The 19,686-nt window shown below is 70.5% G+C and carries 17 protein-coding genes and 1 pseudogene; 4 read left to right on the top strand and 14 right to left on the bottom strand.

Annotated features, from left to right (window positions below; translation table 11 throughout):
* The first annotated feature begins 41 nt into the window (after window positions 1-41).
* Together ACWDGI_RS02430 and ACWDGI_RS02425 are read left to right on the top strand one after the other, a co-directional pair.
* Window positions 42-1,319 carry an MFS transporter gene (locus tag ACWDGI_RS02430; protein ID WP_450754524.1) on the top strand — a complete coding sequence of 426 codons (1,278 nt, stop codon included), beginning with the start codon at window positions 42-44 and terminating at the stop codon, window positions 1,317-1,319.
* A gap of 291 nt (window positions 1,320-1,610) precedes the next feature.
* On the top strand, window positions 1,611-2,624 hold the full coding sequence (locus ACWDGI_RS02425; RefSeq protein ID WP_450754522.1) for a sigma-70 family RNA polymerase sigma factor: 1,014 nt from the start codon (window positions 1,611-1,613) through the stop codon (window positions 2,622-2,624).
* On the opposite strand, the gene ACWDGI_RS02420 is transcribed toward ACWDGI_RS02425, so the two are convergent.
* Complete coding sequence (locus ACWDGI_RS02420; RefSeq protein ID WP_450754520.1) at window positions 2,508-2,852, bottom strand: STAS domain-containing protein; 345 nt, start codon at window positions 2,850-2,852, stop codon at window positions 2,508-2,510. The genes ACWDGI_RS02425 and ACWDGI_RS02420 overlap by 117 nt on opposite strands.
* Before the next feature lie 196 nt (window positions 2,853-3,048).
* On the opposite strand from ACWDGI_RS02420, the pseudogene ACWDGI_RS02415 reads away from it, so the two are divergent.
* Window positions 3,049-3,345 (top strand): annotated as a pseudogene (locus ACWDGI_RS02415) (AEC family transporter); the annotation flags it as partial.
* Window positions 3,346-3,359: 14 nt separating this feature from the next.
* Here the strand turns inward: ACWDGI_RS02415 and ACWDGI_RS02410 are convergent.
* From ACWDGI_RS02410 to ACWDGI_RS02370, 9 genes are all read right to left on the bottom strand, one after another.
* Window positions 3,360-3,944: a Uma2 family endonuclease gene (locus tag ACWDGI_RS02410; RefSeq protein ID WP_450754518.1), complete on the bottom strand. Its 585-nt coding sequence runs from the start codon at window positions 3,942-3,944 to the stop codon at window positions 3,360-3,362.
* A gap of 95 nt (window positions 3,945-4,039) precedes the next feature.
* The gene (locus ACWDGI_RS02405; protein WP_450755270.1) at window positions 4,040-5,317 is read right to left on the bottom strand and encodes a thymidine phosphorylase; all 1,278 of its coding nucleotides are present in this window, start codon (window positions 5,315-5,317) and stop codon (window positions 4,040-4,042) included.
* Between the two features lie 71 nt (window positions 5,318-5,388).
* Window positions 5,389-5,793: a cytidine deaminase gene (locus ACWDGI_RS02400; protein WP_450754516.1), complete on the bottom strand. Its 405-nt coding sequence runs from the start codon at window positions 5,791-5,793 to the stop codon at window positions 5,389-5,391.
* On the bottom strand, window positions 5,790-7,052 hold the full coding sequence (locus ACWDGI_RS02395; protein ID WP_450754514.1) for an ABC transporter permease: 1,263 nt from the start codon (window positions 7,050-7,052) through the stop codon (window positions 5,790-5,792). Before ACWDGI_RS02395 ends, ACWDGI_RS02400 begins: the two co-directional genes overlap by 4 nt.
* Window positions 7,052-8,173, bottom strand: a complete 1,122-nt coding sequence (locus ACWDGI_RS02390; protein WP_450754512.1) for an ABC transporter permease — start codon at window positions 8,171-8,173, stop codon at window positions 7,052-7,054. The genes ACWDGI_RS02395 and ACWDGI_RS02390 overlap by 1 nt, the downstream gene beginning before the upstream one ends.
* Window positions 8,170-9,885, bottom strand: coding sequence for an ABC transporter ATP-binding protein (locus tag ACWDGI_RS02385; RefSeq protein WP_450755268.1), 1,716 nt, complete (start codon window positions 9,883-9,885; stop codon window positions 8,170-8,172). The genes ACWDGI_RS02390 and ACWDGI_RS02385 overlap by 4 nt, the downstream gene beginning before the upstream one ends.
* Window positions 9,886-10,157: 272 nt before the next feature.
* On the bottom strand, window positions 10,158-11,207 hold the full coding sequence (locus ACWDGI_RS02380; RefSeq protein WP_450754510.1) for a BMP family lipoprotein: 1,050 nt from the start codon (window positions 11,205-11,207) through the stop codon (window positions 10,158-10,160).
* Between the two features lie 246 nt (window positions 11,208-11,453).
* Window positions 11,454-12,485 carry a BMP family lipoprotein gene (locus ACWDGI_RS02375; protein WP_450755266.1) on the bottom strand — a complete coding sequence of 344 codons (1,032 nt, stop codon included), beginning with the start codon at window positions 12,483-12,485 and terminating at the stop codon, window positions 11,454-11,456.
* A 345-nt stretch (window positions 12,486-12,830) separates the two neighbouring features.
* Window positions 12,831-14,048, bottom strand: coding sequence for a M20 family metallopeptidase (locus tag ACWDGI_RS02370; protein WP_450754508.1), 1,218 nt, complete (start codon window positions 14,046-14,048; stop codon window positions 12,831-12,833).
* A 263-nt stretch (window positions 14,049-14,311) separates the two neighbouring features.
* Between ACWDGI_RS02370 and ACWDGI_RS02365 the strand changes: the two genes are divergently transcribed.
* Window positions 14,312-14,962, top strand: coding sequence for a class I SAM-dependent DNA methyltransferase (locus ACWDGI_RS02365; protein ID WP_450755264.1), 651 nt, complete (start codon window positions 14,312-14,314; stop codon window positions 14,960-14,962).
* Between the two features lie 30 nt (window positions 14,963-14,992).
* Here the strand turns inward: ACWDGI_RS02365 and ACWDGI_RS02360 are convergent, their stop codons facing one another.
* From ACWDGI_RS02360 to ACWDGI_RS02345, 4 genes are all read right to left on the bottom strand, one after another.
* Window positions 14,993-16,090, bottom strand: a complete 1,098-nt coding sequence (locus ACWDGI_RS02360) for a glutamate--cysteine ligase (protein ID WP_450754506.1) — start codon at window positions 16,088-16,090, stop codon at window positions 14,993-14,995.
* Window positions 16,091-16,264: 174 nt separating this feature from the next.
* A complete protein-coding gene (locus ACWDGI_RS02355; protein WP_450754504.1) occupies window positions 16,265-17,401 on the bottom strand; it encodes a hypothetical protein in 1,137 nt (378 codons plus the stop codon).
* A gap of 60 nt (window positions 17,402-17,461) precedes the next feature.
* On the bottom strand, window positions 17,462-18,397 hold the full coding sequence (locus ACWDGI_RS02350) for an N-acetylneuraminate synthase family protein (protein ID WP_089099241.1): 936 nt from the start codon (window positions 18,395-18,397) through the stop codon (window positions 17,462-17,464).
* A gap of 15 nt (window positions 18,398-18,412) precedes the next feature.
* Window positions 18,413-19,675, bottom strand: a complete 1,263-nt coding sequence (locus tag ACWDGI_RS02345) for a cytidylyltransferase domain-containing protein (protein ID WP_450754502.1) — start codon at window positions 19,673-19,675, stop codon at window positions 18,413-18,415.
* Window positions 19,676-19,686 lie beyond the last annotated feature (11 nt).

Raw genomic sequence — 19,686 nt, 5'->3', positions numbered from 1 at the left:
ATGCATTGGACGGATCAAATAGGGGTCCCTAGGTTCGAGGTATGTCTCCCGCCAGTACCGGGGCGTCCACCACCATGGACGCCGCAACGACCGTCCCCGCCTCCGACACCTCCGACTCCCGGATGACCCCGGGCGGCCCCGGCTACCGCCGGATGAGCCTCGCCCTCTTCCTCGCCGGTGTCGCGACCTTCGCCCTCCTCTACTCCACGCAGGCCCTGCTGCCGCTGATCTCGAACGGCTTCGGGGTGAGCGCGAGCGACGCGAGCTGGACCGTGGCGGCGGCGACCGGCGGTCTGGCGCTGTTCGTCATCCCGATGAGCGCCCTCTCCGAGCGTTTCGGGCGCCGTACGGTCATGACCGCCTCGCTGGCGGTGGCGGTGGCGGTGGGTCTGCTGGTCCCCTTCGCGCCGTCGCTGGGCGTGCTGGTGGTGCTGCGCGGCATCCAGGGCGCCGCGCTGGCCGGGCTGCCGGCCTCGGCGCAGGCCTACCTGGCCGAGGAGGTCCGCCCCAGGGCGCTGGTCACGGCGATAGGCCTGTTCGTCGCGGGCAACAGTGTCGGCGGGATGAGCGGCCGGGTCATCACCGGCTGGGTCGCGCAGGAGTGGGGCTGGCGGGTCGCGGTGGGCGTCATAGGCGTCGTCGCGGTCGGCTGCGCGGTGGCCTTCCGGCTGCTCCTCCCCGCCCCGCGGCACTTCAGGGCGGGCTCGCTGCACCCGCGCCGGCTGCTCGGCACGGTCCGCGACCATCTGGCCAACCCGCTGCTGCGCCGCCTGTACGCGATCGGCGCGCTGTTCATGACCGTCTTCGGCGGCGTCTACACGGTGATCGGTTACCGCCTGACCGAGGAGCCGTTCTCGCTCCCCCAGGGCATCGTCGGCTCGATCTTCCTCGTCTATCTGGTCGGCACGGTCTCGGCCTCCACGGCGGGCCGTCTGGTCGGCCGGCTCGGCCGGCGGGGCGCCCTCTACCTGGGCGGCGGCACCACGGCCGCCGGCCTCCTCCTCTCCCTGGCCGACTCGCTCCCCCTGGTCCTGCTGGGCCTCGTCCTGATCACCGCGGGCTTCTTCGCGGGCCACGCGGTGGCCTCCTCGGCGGTCAGCAAGACGGCCACGCACGGCCGGGCCCAGGCCTCCGCCATCTACCAGTCCGCGTACTACATCGGCTCCAGCGCGGGCAGTACGGTGGGCGCGCTGGCCTTCCACGCGAGCGGCTGGCCGGGGACGGTGGGGGTGGCCCTGCTGGCGATCGCGGGCGTGGTGACGATCACCGTCCTCGGCTCGGTGGCGGCCCGCCGGCAGGTCCTGGCAGGCGCCCACTGAGACGCGCCCCGAAAGAGGCGCGGGGCCGTGTCTGAAATGCGGCTCCGCCGAGTGGGCGCGACCAGCCACGGCGGGGCCGTGTCTGAAATGCGGCTCCGCCGTGTGGGCGCGACCAGCCACGACGGCCCCGCGCCCGCCCACGGACCGCATCACCCAAGTCCGTGGGCGCACCCCATCTCACCTGCACGTTTCCGCACTCCAGGGGCCATTGTCAGTCCCCTGCGGTAGCTTCCAAGTGCTGGAGCGCAACGGCGCGCGGGCAGGAACGGCCACAGGGGTGGGTGGACGGAAATGAGCAACAGCACGGCGACGGCGGAGCTGGACGTCGCACTGGAGAAGTACCGGACCGAGCTGACCGGGTACTGCTACCGGATGCTCGGCTCGTCGTTCGAGGCCGAGGACGCCGTGCAGGACGCCCTGGTGCGGGCCTGGCGGAGCTACGACAAGTTCGAGGGCCGCTCCAGTCTGCGGTCGTGGCTGTACCGGATCGCGACCAACGTCTGCCTGGACATGCTGTCCGCGGGCAACAAGCGGGCCCGCCCGATGGACCTCTCCGAGTCGACCCCGCTCGCCCGGGCGGCCCTGTCGCCCCGGCCCGACAACACCTGGCTGGAGCCGGTGCCGGACGCGCGGGTGCTGCCGACCGTGGAAGACCCGGCGGAGGCGGCCGTGGCCAAGGAGTCCGTCCGCCTCGCCTTCATGGCCGCGCTGCAACAGCTGCCGCCCAAGCAGCGGGCGGTGCTGATCCTGCGCGAGGTACTGGCCTGGAAGGCCAACGAGGTGGCCGAACTGCTCGGCACCACCGTCGCCTCGGTCAACAGCGCCCTGCAGCGGGCCCGGGCCACCCTGGCCGAGCAGCAGCAGTCGGGCGCCGCCGCCGACGTCTCCGACCCGCTCGACGAGGAGCAGCAGAAGCTCCTGGAGCGCTATGTCGCGGCCTTCGAGGGCTACGACATGACAGCGCTGACGGCGCTCCTCCACGAGGACGCCATCATGACGATGCCGCCGTTCGACCTGTGGCTCGTCGGCCACGAGGACATCGCCGGCTTCATGACCACCATCGGCTCCGCCTGCGAGGGCTCCCGGCTGTTCCCGGTCCAGGTCAACGGCCTGCCCGGGTTCGCCCAGTACAAGCCCGACCCGGACACCGGCGGCTGGAGCCCCTGGTCGATCCAGGTCCTGGAGATCTCAGACGGCCGACTGACCGGGTTCCACTTCTTCCTCGACACCAAGCGCTGGTTCCCGCTCTTCGACCTCCCCCTCCACCTGGAGGCGAAGGCCGACGAAGCGGAGGAGGGAGCGTAGGGCGGGGTCGGGGTCCCGCAGCCGTATCCGCCCTCCGGCCCGGCGGGCCGCCAGCTCCAGCCGGGCCAGCAGATCGACGGCCGCCAGTCCGGGCGGCCCGATCCCGGCGACATCGCAGACGACGATCCCGGTCGCGCCGGCCGCCAGCAGCGCCCGCACGTCGGCACACAGCCCGGCCACCGCGTCCTTGGCGACCGGGCCGGGCAGTACGAGCACGGCGGGGGGCATGGCATCCACGAACCGGTAGACCGCCGTCGCCTCGACAACTCATCGGTAGGGTGCCGGGCCTCCGTACGGTCGTCGCGCAGATCACAGGGATCGCAACGTTGACCCGCACCTGACCGCCCCCGAGGGTTGGCTGCATGTCCCACGGATCAGCGCAGCCCTGCCCACCCGACGGTCTCCTCCCCCGCGAGGGGGTCCCGTGCAGGGGGTGCTGAGCGGCTTCGCGGTGATCGCGATCGTCATCGGGGTGGGATACGTCCTCGGCCGCGGCGGCCACCTCGGGGTCAACGGCCGCGAGGTCCTGACCAAGCTGGCCTTCCACGTCGCCTCCCCCGCCCTGCTCTTCACCACGCTCGCGAGGGCCGACCTGGCGGTGATCTTCTCCAGCCGCCTCCTGGTGACGGCCCTGAGCACGGCGGCGGCCGCGGGCGCGTTCGTGGCGGTGGGCGTCGTCGTACGGGGCTGGGGTGTGGGCCGTACGACGATCGGCGTGGTGGTGTTGCCGGGGGATCAGTCGGCGGGGAACTCGGCGGTGTCGATCGTGAGGTCGAACGGCTCCGGCAGCTCGATGGGGTCGCCGAACTTGACGGCGCGAAGGACCCGGTAGACATCACCCTTCGGCTCGCCGTAGAGCGTCGCGGTGGGGCCACCGGGGGCCCAGCGGTCGATCAGCAGGTAGAGCGGGATGCCTGCGGTGGCGTAGGCAGCGGGCTTGCTGACGCGGTCGTGCCGGGCGTTGGACTTGGAGGTCACCTCGACGACGAGTTCTACAAGGCCTGCGGGGATATGGCTGTCCACATCCGAATCGGTCTGCCGAGGAGCCACCACAATGTCCGGAATGAACATACCGAGGCGCGATGGCACGGCGATCGACAGCGTCTGGTAGACCCCCCAGTCCTCCGGAATCACGGAATACAGGCGACGCTGGATACGCTCCGCGATGTCGTTGTGTCGGTAAGCGGGAGCAGGTGACACGGTGACGATCCCCTCGATGATCTCCACCTTGCTGCCCTCAGGCCATTCCATCTCCTCCCAGAACTGGACGAGTTCGTCCCAGCTCTGCTCGGGGTCGTGGCCCAAGGTGAGTGCGCTCATGGCGGTCTCCTTCGGTTGCGTCACCGATCCCAGCATGCCGAACGGGACCGGCGCAGGTCCACCGATCCCGTTCACCCGATAGATAAATCCCCTGGTCAGGCGATGCGTTCCAGCACGACGGGGGACGCCGTGAACTCCGTGCCCGCCGCCGCGATGTCGTACGAGCCCTCCACCGACTGGAGCGCGTACTCGAAGCGCTCCGGGGTGTCGGTGTGCAGGGTCAGCAGGGGCTGGCCCGCCGTGACCGTGTCGCCGGGCTTGGCGTGCAGCTCGACGCCCGCGCCCGCCTGCACCGGGTCCTCCTTGCGGGCGCGGCCCGCGCCCAGGCGCCAGGCGGCGACGCCGATGCCGTAGGCGTCCAGGCGGGTCAGGACGCCGGACGACGGCGCCTTGATCACGTGCTGTTCCTTCGCCACCGGGAGTACCGCGTCCGGGTCGCCGCCCTGCGCCGCGATCATCCGGCGCCAGACGTCCATCGCCGAGCCGTCGGCCAGCGCCTTGGCCGGGTCGGCGTCCTTCAGGCCGGCCGCGTCGAGCATCTCGCGGGCCAGGGCGAGGGTCAGTTCGACGACGTCGGAGGGGCCGCCGCCGGCCAGGACCTCGACGGACTCGCGGACCTCCAGGGCGTTGCCGGCCGTGAGGCCCAGGGGGGTGGACATGTCGGTGAGGAGCGCGACCGTCTTGACGCCGTGGTCGGTGCCGAGGCCGACCATGGTCGAGGCCAGCTCACGGGCGTCGGCGAGCGTCTTCATGAAGGCGCCGGTGCCGACCTTCACGTCCAGGACCAGGGAACCGGTGCCCTCGGCGATCTTCTTCGACATGATCGAGGAGGCGATCAGCGGGATCGCCTCGACCGTGCCGGTCACGTCGCGCAGCGCGTAGAGCTTCTTGTCCGCCGGGGCCAGGCCGTCGCCGGCCGCGCAGATCACCGCGCCGGTGCCGTCCAGCACCGACAGCATCTCCTCGTTGGAGAGCAGGGCGCGCCAGCCGGGGATCGACTCCAGCTTGTCCAGGGTGCCGCCGGTGTGGCCGAGACCCCGGCCGGAGAGCTGGGGAACGGCCGCGCCGCAGGCGGCGACGAGGGGGGCCAGCGGGAGGGTGATCTTGTCGCCCACGCCGCCCGTGGAGTGCTTGTCGGCGGTCGGGCGGGACAGGGAGGAGAAGTCCATGCGCTCGCCGGAGGCGATCATCGCCGCCGTCCAGCGGGCGATCTCGCGGCGGTTCATGCCGTTGAGGAGGATGGCCATCGCGAGCGACGACATCTGCTCGTCGGCGACCTCGCCGCGCGTGTACGCGTCGATGACCCAGTCGATCTGCTCGTCGCTGAGCTCACCGCGGTCCCGCTTGGTGCGGATGACGGAGATGGCGTCCATGGCCATGACGTTCCCTTCGAAGCATTGCGAAGCCGTGCGGCCCCTCCCGGCGAGGAGGGGCCGCACGGGAGTTACTTGGTGAGATGGGCCGGGCCGAAGGCCTGGGGCAGCATCTCGGAGAGGGGCAGGACGCCCTCCGGGGTGTCCAGGAGGAGGTCCGGGCCGCCGAACTCGAAGAGCAGCTGGCGGCAGCGGCCGCACGGGACGAGCAGCCCGCCCGTGCCGTCCACGCAGGTGAAGTGGGTCAGCCGGCCACCGCCCGTGCGCTGGAGCTGGGAGACCAGTCCGCACTCGGCGCACAGGCCCAGGCCGTAGGAGGCGTTCTCCACGTTGCAGCCGGCGACCGTACGGCCGTCGTCGACCAGGGCGGCGGCCCCGACCGGGAAACCGGAGTACGGCGCGTAGGCGTGGGACATGGCCTCCCGCGCCTCCGCCCGCAGGGTCTCCCAGTCGAAGCCGGCGTCCGGGGTCGTCACTTGCCCTGCCCCTTCCGGTAGGGCAGGCCGTCGGCCTTCGGCATCCGCAGGGACTGCGCGGACAGCGAGAGCACGAGCAGGGTGACGAGGTACGGGGTCGCGGTCACGAGCTGCCGCGGGACCTCGTCGGTGGTGGCGTACCAGATGAACATCAGGACCGAGATGACGATCGTGATGACGGCCGGGACGTACTTCTTGCGCCAGGCCAGGTAGACCGCGCCGAAGACCAGCAGGATCGCGAGCAGCAGGATCAGCGCGTGCACGTTGACCGTGCCGCCGCGCAGGTTGAGGCTGTCGGTGTAGCCGAACAGGCCCGCGCCCAGCGCCAGTCCGCCCGGCATCCAGTTGCCGAAGATCATCGCGGCGAGACCGATGTAACCGCGGCCGGCCGTCTGGCCGTCCAGGTAGACGTTCGAGGCGACGATCGAGAGGAACGCGCCGCCGAGGCCGGCGAAGCCACCGCTGATGATCACCGCGATGTACTTGTACTTGTAGACGTTGACGCCCAGGGACTCGGCCGCGACCGGGTTCTCACCGCAGGAGCGCAGGCGCAGGCCGAAGGCGGTGCGCCACAGCACCCACCAGGTGATCGGGACGAGGGCGACGGCGATGACCGTCAGCGGGGAGAGGTCGGTGAGCAGACCGCCGACCAGGCCGCCGATGTCGGAGATCAGGAACCAGTGCTTCTCGTTGAGCGTGTTCAGCCAGTCGGACAGGCCTGGCACGCTGAACGTGCCGAGCGAGTCGATCGGCGGGGACTGCTTGGAGGAGCCGCCGGGGGCGTCCTCGAAGGTGAACTTCGAGAGGTAGCGGGTGGCGCCCAGGGCGAGGATGTTCAGGGCCACACCGGAGACGATGTGGTTGACGTTGAAGGTGACGGTCGCGACGGCGTGCAGCAGGGCGCCGAGCGCGCCGCCGATGATGCCGAAGACCACGCCGGCCCAGGGGCCCCACTGGTAGCCGGCCCAGGCACCGAACCAGGTGCCGAGGATCATCATGCCTTCGAGGCCGATGTTGACGACACCCGCGCGCTCGGCCCACAGACCGCCGAGACCGGCGAGGCCGATCGGCACGGCGAGGCGCAGCGCGGTGGACATCTGGCCGGTCGAGGTGATGCCGTCGGCGCCGGTGATCAGACGGACGGCCGAGGTCAGGATCAGGACGCCCGCGATGACCAGCAGGAGTACCGGGAGCGACATTCGGCGGCCGCCCTTGCCGGGCTGCTTCGCCTGCGGCTTGGCGATGGTCGCGGTGGACATCAGGCCGCCACCTCCTTCTTGGTGTTCTGGGCGGCGGCCGCGGCGAGCTCCGCGCCGACCTGGCGCTGCTGGCGGCGCAGGCCCCACTGGCGTACGGCTTCGTAGGAGATGACCACGGAGAAGACGATCAGGCCCTGCATGATCGTGGCGATCTCCTTCTCGTACGCCACCGGGGTCGCGTAGTCGAGGGCGGGCGAGGCCTTGTCGAGGAAGGCCCAGAGCAGGGCGGCGAAGGCGATGCCACCGGGGTTGTTGCGGCCGAGCAGGGCGATGCCGATGGCGGTGAAGCCGAGGCCCGCCGGGAAGTCGAGGCTGTAGGTGTGGGAGTCACCGAGCAGCAGCGGCAGGCCCGCGAGGCCGGAGACCGCGCCGGAGATCAGCATGGAGATCAGGACCATGCGCTTGGCGTCGACGCCGGAGGCCGCGGCGGCGGACTCGGAGGCGCCGGTGGCGCGCAGGTCGAAGCCGAAGCGGGTGCGGTTGAGGACGAGCCAGTAGGCGATGCCGAGGGCGATGGCGACGAAGACCATGCCGTAGATCTCGCCGACGTCGGAGCCCAGGTCGATGCCCGGGAACCAGCCGGACTTCTTCATCACGCCGGTCGTCATGTTGTTGCCGACCTGCACGCCCCACACGTTGGAGAGGGTGACGTAGCCGATGACGCTGGTGGCGATGGCGTTCAGCATGATCGTGGCGACGACCTCGCTGACCCCTCGGGTGACCTTGAGGACGCCCGCGATGCCGGCCCAGAAGGCGCCGGTGAACATGGCGACCAGGAGCAGCATCGGGATCTGGAGGGCGGCGGGCAGGCCGACGTTGGCGCCGACCACGGCCGTCATCACGGCGGCGAGCCGGTACTGGCCGTCGACGCCGATGTTGAACAGGTTCATCCGGAAGCCGAGGGCGACCGCGATGGCCGCGATGTAGTACATCGCCGCCTGGTTGACGATCAGCACCTGGATGTCCGAGTACGGCAGCTGCTGGAGCATCAGGGAGTACGGCTCGAACGGGTTGCGGTTCGAGGCGAGCAGCACGATCGACGTCAGTGCGATCGCGAGGACGAGCGCGATGGCCGGGCCGGCCAGCGCGAGGAGCACCCGCTCCTTGTCGAACTTCTTCATCGGGCCTCGTCCTCCGGACCAGCGGCGCCTTCGTGTGCTTCTGGGGCGGTGTCTACGTGTTCCAGGTGGCCGGACGCGGCACCCGTCATGGCGGAGCCCAGCTCCTCCGGGGTGATGGTGGCCGGGTCGGCGTCCGCGACCAGCTTTCCGTCGAAGATCACCCGCAGGGTGTCCGACAGGCCGATCAGCTCGTCGAGGTCCGCGGAGATCAGCAGCACGGCCAGGCCCTCCCGGCGGGCCTCCCGGATGCGGTCCCAGATCTGCGCCTGCGCGCCGACGTCCACACCTCGGGTGGGGTGGGCGGCGATCAGGAACTTCGGGCTGTGGCTCATCTCGCGGCCGACGATCAGCTTCTGCTGGTTGCCGCCGGACAGCGAGGCGGCGGTGACGTCGATACCGGGGGTGCGGACGTCGTACTCCTCGACGATCCGGCGGGTGTCGGCCTGGGCACCCTTGATGTCCAGCCAGAAGCCCTTCGCGTTGGGCTTCTCGGTGACATGGCCGAGGATGCGGTTCTCCCAGAGCGGCGACTCCAGGAGCAGGCCCTGGCGGTGCCGGTCCTCGGGGATGTAGCCGACGCCGGACTCGCGGCGCTTGCGGGTGGCCCACCCGGTGATGTCCTCGCCGAGGAACTCGATCGTGCCGGAATCCGCGTTGCGGGTGCCGATCAGCGCGTCGATCAGCTCGGTCTGGCCGTTGCCCTCGACACCGGCGATGCCCATGACCTCGCCGGCGTGGATGGTGAAGGTGACGTCGTCCAGGACGCGCTTGGCCGCGCCGGGGGCGGTGGCCTCGGTGAGCACGTCGGCGCCGGCCGTGGCACCGGCCGAGCCGGGTGTCGCGGTCTCGGGCTGCGCGCCGAGCTCGCCGAGGGAGGCGCCGCCGCGGGCGTAGACGGTGAGGTCGCGGACGGTGACGACCGGCTTGTCGGTGACCGTGGACCCGGCCGTCTCCGGGGTGGGCAGCTCGCTGCCGACCATCAGTTCGGCGAGCTGGCGCGGGGTGGTCTCGGAGGGGATCGCGGTCCCGACCGTCGTACCGCGGCGGATGACGGTGATGTCGTCGGCCACCGACAGCACCTCGCCGAGCTTGTGCGAGATGAAGATGACCGACAGGCCCTCGGACTTCAGCTCCCGCAGGTTGTCGAAGAGCGCGTCGACCTCCTGCGGGACGAGGACGGCGGTGGGCTCGTCGAGGATCAGGGTCTTGGCGCCGCGGTAGAGGACCTTGAGGATCTCCACGCGCTGCCGTTCGGCGACGCCGAGGTCCTCGACCAGAGCGTCGGGGCGGATGCCGAGGCCGTAGCGGTCGGAGATCTCACGGATCTTCTTCCGGGCGTTGCCGCCGATGCCGTAGCGCTTCTCGCTGCCGAGCACCACGTTCTCCAGCACCGTCAGGTTGTCCGCCAGCATGAAGTGCTGGTGGACCATGCCGATGCCGCGGGCGATGGCATCGGCCGGGGACGAGAAGGAGACCTGCTCGCCGTCGATCGCGATGGTGCCCTCGTCCGGCTTCTGCATGCCGTAGAGGATCTTCATCAGGGTCGACTTGCCGGCGCCGTTCTCCCCGACGAGGGCATGGACGGTGCCCTTGCGGACGGACAGGTGGATGTCGTGGTTGGCTACGACACCCGGGAATCGTTTGGTGATCCCCGCCAGCTCGACCGCGGCTGTCGTCTCTGCGGTGAGCGGAGGGCTGCTGGACGCGTCGATGGCGCACTCTCCTAGGGAAAGGGGCCGCTCTACGCGCGTAGCGCCCCTGCTTTAAATAGTGCCCGGACCTGACCGAGCTTTTACGACTCTCGATCCGTTCCGAGCATTCTGCCGCGCGAACGGGGTGGGTCCCCGCCGTAGACCGTCTGGACGGTACTGGTTCTACGGCAGGGGCGCGGGAAGGTCATCCTCCCCGCACCCCGTTCCGTGGCCGTAACGCTGCCATTACAGCGTTCTTTTGGCCATGGGCCGAGCGGCCCGATGGTGCTGGATCAAGAAGTCTTGACCGTGATGGAGCCGTCCTTGATGCCGGCCTCGGCCTTCTTGAGCGCGGCCTGCAGGGTGGCGTTGTTCTTGAAGGCCGGGTTGGAGTCGGCCAGGCCGACGGAGCCGTTGCTCAGGGAGCCGCGGATCTCGCCGGACAGCGGCTTCTGGTCCTTGATGACGGACTTGGCCAGGTCGTACACCGCGCCCTCGACGTTCTTGAGGGCCGAGGTCAGGATGTAGTTCTTGTACTTCGACAGCGCGGCCTGGTTGTACTGGTCGGAGTCGACGCCGATCGCCCACACCTTGTGCGCGGCGGCGGACTTGATGACGCCCTGGCCGGAGAGACCGGCTGCGGCGTAGACCACGTCGGCACCGGCCGCGATCTGGCCATCGGCGGCGGCCTCGCCCTTGTCGGGGCTGGAGAAGCCGCCCTCCTGGGGAGTCTGGGTCAGGTACTGGGCCTTGACCTTGACGTTCTTCTTGGTGGCCTTGACGCCCTGCTCGAAGCCCGCCTCGAACTTGTGGATCAGCGGCACGTCCACGCCGCCGATGAAGCCGACGGTGTTCGACTTGGTGGTCAGCGCGGCGGTGACGCCGGCCAGGTACGAGGACTGCTCCTCGTGGAAGACCATGTCCGCGACGTTGCTCGCCTGGTCCTGGTTGTCGTCGATGATGCCGAAGGTGACCTTCGGGAACTTCGCGGCGGCCTCCTTGACGGCGGGCGCGTAGGCGAAGCCGACGCCGATCACCGGGTTGTAGCCGGACTTGGCGAGCGTCTCCAACCGCTGCACCTTGTCCGCGTCCGACTCGCCGTCCTGCGGCTCGACGTCCCGGCCGCTGACACCGAACTCCTTGTCGGCCTTCTGGAAGCCGGCGTACGCGGCGTCGTTGAAGGACTGGTCGCCCTTGCCGCCGACGTCGTACGCGAGACCGACACCCTTGGACGCGCCGGCCTTGCCGGTGGACGAGCTGGACGAACTGCCGCACGCTGAAACAGTGACGGCGAGGGCTGCGGTTGCAACGCCTGCAACCGCGATACGGGACACCCGGCGCATGGAACTTGACTCCTTCGTGCAAGCGCCCAAACCAGGCGCTGGTTCCGCGGCAGCGTAACGCGCGTAGACCAGACGGAAAACCCCCAATGTCCGGTCCGTTATCTACCTGTGGCCACAGTCACGGCCAAGGTGACGGACAGCAGTGCGCCCCTTGCGGGAGGCAAGGGGCGCACGGACTGCAACGGCGGGCGGGCGGCCGTACGCGTCGGTACGGCCGCTCTCACCCGGCGACTCATGTATGTCGCATTACTTCGTGTTGACGGTGACCTTGCCGTCGATGATGTCCTGCTTGGCCTTGTCGACGGCGGCGACGACCTTGGTCATGGCCTTGTACTTCGGGTTGGAGTCGGCGAAGCCGACGCCGTCGGTCTTGAGGGTGCCCTCGATGACACCGCTCTCCGGCTTGCCCTGGTAGACGGACTTCACGAGGTCGTACACCGCGCCGCCGACGTTCTTCAGGGCGGAGCCCAGGATGTAGTCCTTGTATTTGGCGAGAGCGCTCTGGCCGTACTGGTCGGAGTCGACACCGATCGCCCAGATCTTGGCGGTGGCGGCGGCCTGGATCACACCCTGGCCGGAGAGACCGGCCGCGTGGTAGATGACGTCGGCACCCGTTTCGATCTGCCCCTGTGCCGCGGCCTTGCCCTTGTCGGGGCTGGAGAAGCCGCCCTCCGCGGGCGTCTGGGTCAGGTACTGCGACTCGATCTTGATCTTCGGGTTGACCGACTTGGCACCCTGGTCGAACCCGGCCTCGAAGGTGTGGATCAGCGGAATGTCCACACCGCCGATGAAGCCGATGTGGTCCTTCTTGGTGGCCGAGGCCGCGGCCACACCCGCGAGGTACGACGACTGCTCCGCCGCGAAGACCATGTCGACGACGTTCTTGGCCGTCACTTCGTTGTCGTCGATGATGCCAAAGGTGATCTTGGGGTACTTGGCCGCGATCTCCTTGACCGCCGGCGCGTACACGAAGCCGACACCGATGATCGGGTTGTAGCCGGCCTTGGCCAGCTGGTCGAGCCGCTGCACCTTGTCGGCGTCGGTCTCGTTGTCGGCGGGCTCGACGTCCCGGCCGCCGATGCCGAACTCCTTCTCGGCCTTCTGGAAGCCGGCGTAGGCGGCGTCGTTGAAGGACTGGTCGCCCTTGCCGCCGATGTCGTAGGCGAGGCCGATGCCCTTGCCGTTGTACTTGCCGGACGAGCCGGTGCCGGAGGCACCGCTGTCCTGGCTGGACTTACCGCATCCGGCAGCCGCGAGGGCGATGACGGCGACCGTCACCGCGGCTTGGGAGAACTTCGTCCTCCGAGAGACAGAACGCACAGCACGTACCCCTTCGTCCCCACGGCACCGTCACCGGCCCGCTTCCCCAACCGGCCACCTGCGGTGGCGATTTCGGCGCACAGTAACGCGCGTAGAAGGGAAGGGGAACGGGGTTTCTCCGGGCCGTTATCGAACCGTGCCGACCCCGGGTTACAAGAAGAGATCATCGGTTACGGCGGGGTGACACAAGGGGACGAATGGACCCCTGTCGGGCATCCTCGTCCCCTGCCGTCCGCTGACCGTTTCTCCGGCGTTCTTCCCCGGCCGTCCACTCCGCCGCCCGTGCGGCCGCCCGTGCCGCCGCTAGCGGGTCGCGTCGATGAGGGCGGCGGCGGTGAACAGCTCCACCCCGACCGTGATGGCCCGCTCGTCGGCGTCGAAGTCGCCCTGGTGCAGGTCACGCACGGTCCGCTCGCCCGGCGTCCGCACCCCGAGCCGCGCCAGCGCGCCCGGCACGTGCTCCAGGTACCAGGAGAAGTCCTCGCCGCCGAGGCTCTGCTCGGTGGTCTCGATGGAGTCGGTGCCACGCCGGGCGGTCATCGCGTCCCGCAGCAGTTCGGTGATCACCGGGTCGTTGACGACCGGCGGCACCCCGCGCACGTAGTTGATCTCGGACTTGGCCCGGTGCAGGGTCGCGATCTCGTCGATCGCCGCGTGCACCACGTCCGGCGCCTGCCGCCAGGCGGCCAGGTCCAGGCACCGCACGGTCCCGGAGAGCTCGGCGTGCTGGGGGATGACGTTGGGCGCGTGCCCGGACTCGATCCGCCCCCAGGTCACGGCGAGCCCGCTGCGGCTGTCCACGCGCCGCGCGATGAGCGCAGGCACGTCGACGGCGACCCGGGCGGCGGCGGTGACCATGTCGGTGGTCAGATGCGGCCGGGCGGTGTGCCCGCCGGGCCCGTCCAGCGCCACCTCGATACGGTCGCAGGCGCTGGTGATGGCCCCGGTCCTGAGCCCGATCCGCCCCGCGTCCACCCGCGGGTCGCAGTGCACGGCGATGATCCGCCCCACCCCGTCCAGCACCCCGGACGCGATGGCGTCGGCGGCACCGCCGGGCAGCACCTCCTCGGCGGGCTGGAAGAGCAGTCGTACGGGCCGCGGCAGCAGCCCCCGCTCGTGCAGCTCGGCGAGGACGAGCCCGGCGCCCAGCACCACGGCGGTGTGCACGTCGTGCCCGCACGCGTGCGCCCGGTCCGGCACGGTGGACCGGTAGGCGCACTCGGCCTTCATGTCCGGGATGGGCAGGGCGTCGATGTCGGCGCGCAGGGCGAGCACCGGCAGCCCGTCGGCCTCCGGCCCGATGTCACAGCTGAGCCCGGTTCCCATGGAGAGCACCCGCGGCCTCAGACCGGCCTTCTCCAGCCGTTCCTTGATCGCGGCCGTGGTGCGGAACTCCTGGTTGCCTAGCTCGGGGTGCATGTGCAGGTCGCGCCGGAAGGCTACGAGTTCGGCGTGCAGCTCCTCGCTGAGCACACCGGGGAGCACATCCCCTGGGAGGTCGGCCTCGGACTCTAGGGACATCAATTGGTTCACCCTCTGAAGGGTAGGACGCCCGGGGGGTCAACTGCCCCGAGATCAACAAAAGTTCAGCCCGTTAGGGGAAGAAAATCTGACCGCGATGGCATGACCTCGGACGTGGCTGGGTAAAACCTATGTTTCCTCTTCCACGGATACCACGCCGCGCGGCAATCACGCCGTTTCTGTCCACCTACCGAAACGGAACCGGGCCGGAACGGCGACTTCGCCACGCGTGCCACGCCCGCCCGGTAGCGTGCGCGACCGTGATGGACCCGGAGACGACCGACTTCATAGAAACCACCCGTACGTCCTACGACGCGATCGCCCAGGACTACTCCGCCGCCTACGCCGGCCCCCCGGACCAACCGGTGGACATGTCCCTGATCGGCGCCTTCGCCCAGCTGGTGAAGGCGAACGGCACCGCCCCCGTGGCCGACCTGGGCAGCGGCCCCGGCCACGTCACCGCCCACCTGAACGAGCTGGGGGTCCCGGCCTTCGGCGTCGACCTCTCCCCCGCCATGGTCGCCCTGGCCCGCGAGGCCCACCCCGCGCTGCGCTTCCACCGGGGCTCGATGACGTCCCTGGACCTGCCCGACGCGACCCTGGGCGGCATCCTCGCCCTCTACTCGATCATCCACGTCCCCGACGCCCACCTGCCGGCGACCTTCGCCGGCTTCCACCGCGTCCTGGTCCCCGGCGGCCACGTCCTGCTGGCCTTCCAGAAGGGCGAACAGCCCGGCCTCCACCTCACCGAACGCTTCGGCCACGAGATCGACCTCCACTACTACTGGCGCCCGGCCTACGCGGTGGGCGACATGCTCGCCAAGGCGGGCCTGGAGGTGGCGGCCACCCTGATCCGCGAGCCGCTCGGCCAGGAGAAATGGCCCCGGGCGTTCGTACTGGCCCGCAAGCCCTGACCGTACCGGGGGGTACGGCGGCCGGAGACATCAGATCTGAGCCACCTGAGTACGGTGCACACACTCGGTGACGACATCCCGCAGGCTGCCGGTGTCGGCCAGCAGCCGCCGCTGCTCGTCGGCGCCGTTGCCGTCCCGCAGCAGCCGCTGAACGGCCTCCTCCACCATCGCCAGGTCGCCGCTGTCCGCGAGGGCGTCCCGGGTGTGCGCCAGCAGGGCGCCCAGGACCGCCTCCGCCGGCCGGGGCCGCAGGGTGACGGGATCGAGCAGTTTCCCGTCCAGCCCCGAGCGGGCGGCGCGCCAGCCGGCCATCCGCGCCAGTCCCACGCCGTGGTCCACGGGCTCCTGACCGGCCCGCCACTCCCGCCCCGCGGTCTCCACCAGGGCACGGGCCAGCGCGGCCACGAGCACGGCGGTCCCGGCGCGCAGGCACACGTCGGCGACCCGGATCTCCACGGTCGGATAGCGCCGGGCGAGCCGGGCGTCGAAGTAGACCATCCCCTCGTCGAGGATGACGCCGGTGGCCACCATGTCCGCGACCAGCCGGTGGTAACGCTCCGCGGACCGGAACAGCTCGGCCGGCCCGGCGGACGGCCAGCGCGCCCACACCCGGCTGCGGTAACTGGCGTACCCGGAGTCCCGGCCCTGCCAGAAGGGGGAATTGGCGCTGACGGCGACGAGCACGGGCAGCCAGGGCCGCACCCGGTCCAGCACTCCGACCCCCTCCTCGTCCGAGTCCACGGAAACATGCACATGACATCCGCAGACCAGTTGCTCCCGGGTGGCGATCCCGTACTGCTCGGCCATCCACTGGTAGCGCCGGTTGACGCTGACGGAGGGGCTGACCGGCAGCGGCGAGCTGGCCAGCGCGGTAACGGCGCACCCCATCTCCCCGGCGAGCCGCGCGGCCTCCTTACGGCACCGCACGATCTCCTCTCCCAGGTCCGTCATCTCCGACTGCGGCTGGGTGGCGAACTCCAGCATCTGCCCGTAGAGCTCCTTCTCGAACACCTCCTGCCCCGGATCCGCCAACGCGGCCCGGGCCAGCACCGCGGCCGCCGACGCCTTGGGCTCCCCCGTCTCCGGGTCCACGAGCAGAAGCTCCTCCTCCACTCCGACGGTACGCACCCGGGGCCACCCTCCATCCGTGCCACCGCCGAACGCGGCAGCCTCTGCACCCCCGACTTCCCACGCCGGCCGGGTGGACACCTGCCGGGAGCGGGCGGCCCGACGCTCACTCACGTGGAGCGGGGCCACGCCCGTGGCAAGGCCGTGATCACCGTGGCGTGAGCACGCCGCCGGCTACGCCGGGCTCGCCACCGCCGTCAGTCGGTGTACGTCCTTCGCCGTGCCGGTGACCCCGGAGAGGAACCCCTGGGCGCGCGGCGACGCGTTCTCCGTCAGCCAGGCCGGGTCGATGTCGCAGACCGCGACGCGGACGCCCGTGCCGACCAGGGCCAGGGGGAGGGTGTGGACGACCGTCGAGGGGAAGCTCAGGATCGTACGGCCGATCGGGCCGCGGCGGGCGATCAGTTCGAGGGGGAGGTCCGGGCGGACTATCTCCAGTCCCGTCTCGCCCGCGAGGCGGTGGAGTTTCTCCGTGCTCTCCCTGCGGTGGGCGAAGTAGCGGGTGGCGCCGTGTGCCTTCGCCAGGGTCTGGACGGCCTCCAGGTAGCGGTCGCCGTCCACGACGCCGGTCTCCACCAGGGAGGTGCCGACCATGTCGGCGCCCTTGGTGATGCGCGGCGGCCCGAAGCGGGCCCTGGTCCAGCCGAAGTCGTTGGCGGTGACCGTCACGCCCGCCGGGGTCTCCGTCACCGGCATGGAGGAGAAGACCTCCACCCGGCGGCGGTCGCTGGGCGTGAGACGGCGGCGCGCGGAGGAGGAGACGGGGGCGAAGAGCAGGTCCCGGGCGCCCGGGCGGCCGCCCTTGCGGTGCCAGCGGACCAGGCGTTCGCCGCGCGCCAGCTGGGCCACGAACTCCATCGTCGCCGTGCCGTCGTCGACGACGACCAGGTCACGGGCGCGGGTGATGGTCAGGAGCAGCTGCACGTAGCGGGAGAAGGGATCGCCCATCACGATGCGGTCGGCCCGGCGGAGCGAGCCCGCCAGGCCGCCGATCGTCTGGAAGGGGGCGGTGGTGCCGCCCCGGGCTTCCTCCCAGCGGACCCGGTATCCCTCGTCACGGGCCAGGTCCGCCATACGGCGCAGCTGGCCCCGGGTCATGGGGTCCGTCGGGGACAGGACGACGATCGTGAGTTCCGCGCCGGGTGCCGCCGCCGATATGGCGACCGACGCGCGACGGGCCTGCGAGGGCACCGTCGGCACCGCCCCGCGCAGGGCGTGGACATGCGCCCACTCCAGCACGTTCAGCAGCTGCACCGGACTCTCGACGAACGCGAGTGTGGGGGGGCCGGGGTTCCCGGCGCGGGGGCTCATCGACGTACGACCGTCCCGTCGTCGTAACACAACAGACGTAACTTCAGGATCTCAGCGGTGTCAGACCTGGACCGGCTCGCCGGCCGCCGCGGCGATCTCCGCCTCGGCGACGACACCGGTGACGCGGCGCAGCTTCTTCATCGGGCCGAGCTCGGAGTCGTAGACCTTCTTGACGCCGTCACCGAGGGAGGCCGAGATGGTGCGGATGTCGCGGACCAGGCGGGTGAGGCCCTGCGGCTCGACGGAGGCGGCCTGGTCGGAGCCCCACATGGCGCGGTCCAGGGTGATGTGGCGCTCGACGAACGTGGCGCCGAGGGCGACCGCGGCGAGGGTGGTCTGCAGGCCGGTCTCGTGGCCGGAGTAGCCGATCGGGACGTTCGGGTACTCCTTCTCCAGCGTGTTGATCACGCGGAGGTTGAGCTCCTCGGCCTTCGCCGGGTAGGTGGAGGTGGCGTGGCAGAGCAGGATGTTGTCCGAGCCGAGGACCTCGACCGCGTGGCGGATCTGCTTCGGGGTGGACATGCCGGTGGAGAGGATGACCGAGCGGCCGGTGGCGCGCAGCGCCTTCAGCAGCTCGTCGTCCGTCAGGGACGCGGAGGCGACCTTGTGGGCCGGGACGTCGAACTTCTCCAGGAAGGCGACGGCCTCGGTGTCCCACGGGGAGGCGAACCAGGCGATGTTCTTGCTCTTGCAGTACTCGTCGATCTGGCGGTACTCGTCCTCACCGAACTCCACGCGGTGGCGGTAGTCGATGTAGGTCATGCGACCCCAGGGGGTGTCACGCTCGATGTCCCACTGGTCGCGCGGGGTGCAGATCTCCGGGGTGCGCTTCTGGAACTTGACGGCGTCACAGCCGGCCTCGGCGGCGACGTCGATCAGCTTGAAGGCGTTCTCCAGCTCACCGTTGTGGTTGATGCCGATCTCGCCGCAGATGTAGACGGGCTGACCGGGGCCGACCTCACGGGAACCGAACGTGCGCAGACGGGAGTTGCTCATGACTGTGGGGTGTCCTTACTTCGGGAGGGAATCGAGAGAGGGGCCGAGGATCCAGCTGGCGATCTCTCGGATCGCGCCGTCGCCACCCGGGACGGTGGTGACCGCGCGTGCGGCGCCGCGTACGACGTCGTGGGCGCTCGCGACCGCCACGGGCCAGCCCACGAGGGCGAAGCACGGGAGGTCATTGACGTCGTTTCCGACGTAGAGCACGCGCTCGGGAGCGATGCCCTGCTCCTCGCACCACTGCTTGAGTGCGAGGTCCTTGCGGTCGATGCCGTGCAGGACCGGAATCTGTAGCTTCCGGGCCCGGGCGGCGACGACCGGGTTCTGCTCCGTGGAGAGGATCAGCATCTTCAGCCCGCTCTTGCGCAGGGCGGCGATGCCGAGTCCGTCGCCGCGGTGCACGGAGACGAACTCCTTTCCATCGGCGTCGATCAGCACCCGGTCGTCGGTCTGGGTGCCGTCGAAGTCCAGTACGACCGCGTCGATGTCGTCGGCGGTCGGCAGCGAACCGGGGCGGTCCGCGTCGAAGAGGCCGGCCAGCGCGCGGGCGCGGGCCAGGTCGTGCGGGTCGTCGATCTCCAGCACGCGGGCCGGGTCGGTGCGCACCAGCTCGGTCTGGCCGAAGAAGCGGTGCCGGTGCTCGCGGAAGCCCTCGGCGCGCATCGCGTAGGCGGCGCCGGTCTCCAGGAAGTCCTGGGGACGGTCCTGGCGGCGGGGGCGGAAGGACTTGTCGTGGTTGACGCCGAAGCCGCCGCTCGCCGAGGCCGCGTCGGCGTCACCAACAGCCGGTACCGGCACCGGGGCGTCCACCTCGTCACGCCAGACGAAGCCGTGGAAGGGCGCCACGGTCAGGGCCGTGTCGGCGCCGTTCTCGACGATCGCGCCGGCCACCCCGTCGATGTCCTCGCGGATGATGAACGGGCTGGTGCACTGCACGAGCAGGACCACGTCCACCGGGGCGCCGTGCAGCGCCTCGTGGGCGTCCATGGCGTGCAGGACGGCGGCCTCGGAGGTGGCGGTGTCACCGGCGATGGCGGCGGGACGCAGCACCACCTCGGCGCCGGCGGACCGGGCGGCCGCGGCGATCGCCTGGTCGTCGGTGGAGACGACGACGTCGGTCACCAGGCGGGAGGCGCGGCACTCGCGGACGGCGCGGGCGACCAGCGGGACGCCGCCGACCGGGAGGAGGTTCTTCGCGGGCACGCCCTTGGAGCCGCCGCGCGCGGGGATCACGGCGAGTACCCGGGGTACGACGGCCGTTTCGGGGTGGGACATCGGCTCTGTTC

Source organism: Streptomyces sp. NPDC001220 (genome assembly GCF_053597895.1).
This window is presented reverse-complemented; position numbering and strand designations above follow the sequence as displayed.

Bases quoted from the DNA above. Each gene is read 5' to 3' on its own strand.
- ACWDGI_RS02430 (WP_450754524.1), top strand. From the start codon at position 42: ATGTCTCCCGCCAGTACCGGGGCGTCCACCACCATGGACGCCGCAACG.
- ACWDGI_RS02425 (WP_450754522.1), top strand. From the start codon at position 1,611: ATGAGCAACAGCACGGCGACGGCGGAGCTGGACGTCGCACTGGAGAAG.
- ACWDGI_RS02420 (WP_450754520.1), bottom strand. From the start codon at position 2,852: ATGCCCCCCGCCGTGCTCGTACTGCCCGGCCCGGTCGCCAAGGACGCG.
- ACWDGI_RS02410 (WP_450754518.1), bottom strand. From the start codon at position 3,944: ATGAGCGCACTCACCTTGGGCCACGACCCCGAGCAGAGCTGGGACGAA.
- ACWDGI_RS02405 (WP_450755270.1), bottom strand. From the start codon at position 5,317: ATGGACGCCATCTCCGTCATCCGCACCAAGCGGGACCGCGGTGAGCTC.
- ACWDGI_RS02395 (WP_450754514.1), bottom strand. From the start codon at position 7,052: ATGTCCACCGCGACCATCGCCAAGCCGCAGGCGAAGCAGCCCGGCAAG.
- ACWDGI_RS02390 (WP_450754512.1), bottom strand. From the start codon at position 8,173: ATGAAGAAGTTCGACAAGGAGCGGGTGCTCCTCGCGCTGGCCGGCCCG.
- ACWDGI_RS02380 (WP_450754510.1), bottom strand. From the start codon at position 11,207: ATGCGCCGGGTGTCCCGTATCGCGGTTGCAGGCGTTGCAACCGCAGCC.
- ACWDGI_RS02370 (WP_450754508.1), bottom strand. From the start codon at position 14,048: ATGTCCCTAGAGTCCGAGGCCGACCTCCCAGGGGATGTGCTCCCCGGT.
- ACWDGI_RS02365 (WP_450755264.1), top strand. From the start codon at position 14,312: ATGGACCCGGAGACGACCGACTTCATAGAAACCACCCGTACGTCCTAC.
- ACWDGI_RS02355 (WP_450754504.1), bottom strand. From the start codon at position 17,401: ATGAGCCCCCGCGCCGGGAACCCCGGCCCCCCCACACTCGCGTTCGTC.
- ACWDGI_RS02350 (WP_089099241.1), bottom strand. From the start codon at position 18,397: ATGAGCAACTCCCGTCTGCGCACGTTCGGTTCCCGTGAGGTCGGCCCC.
- ACWDGI_RS02345 (WP_450754502.1), bottom strand. From the start codon at position 19,675: ATGTCCCACCCCGAAACGGCCGTCGTACCCCGGGTACTCGCCGTGATC.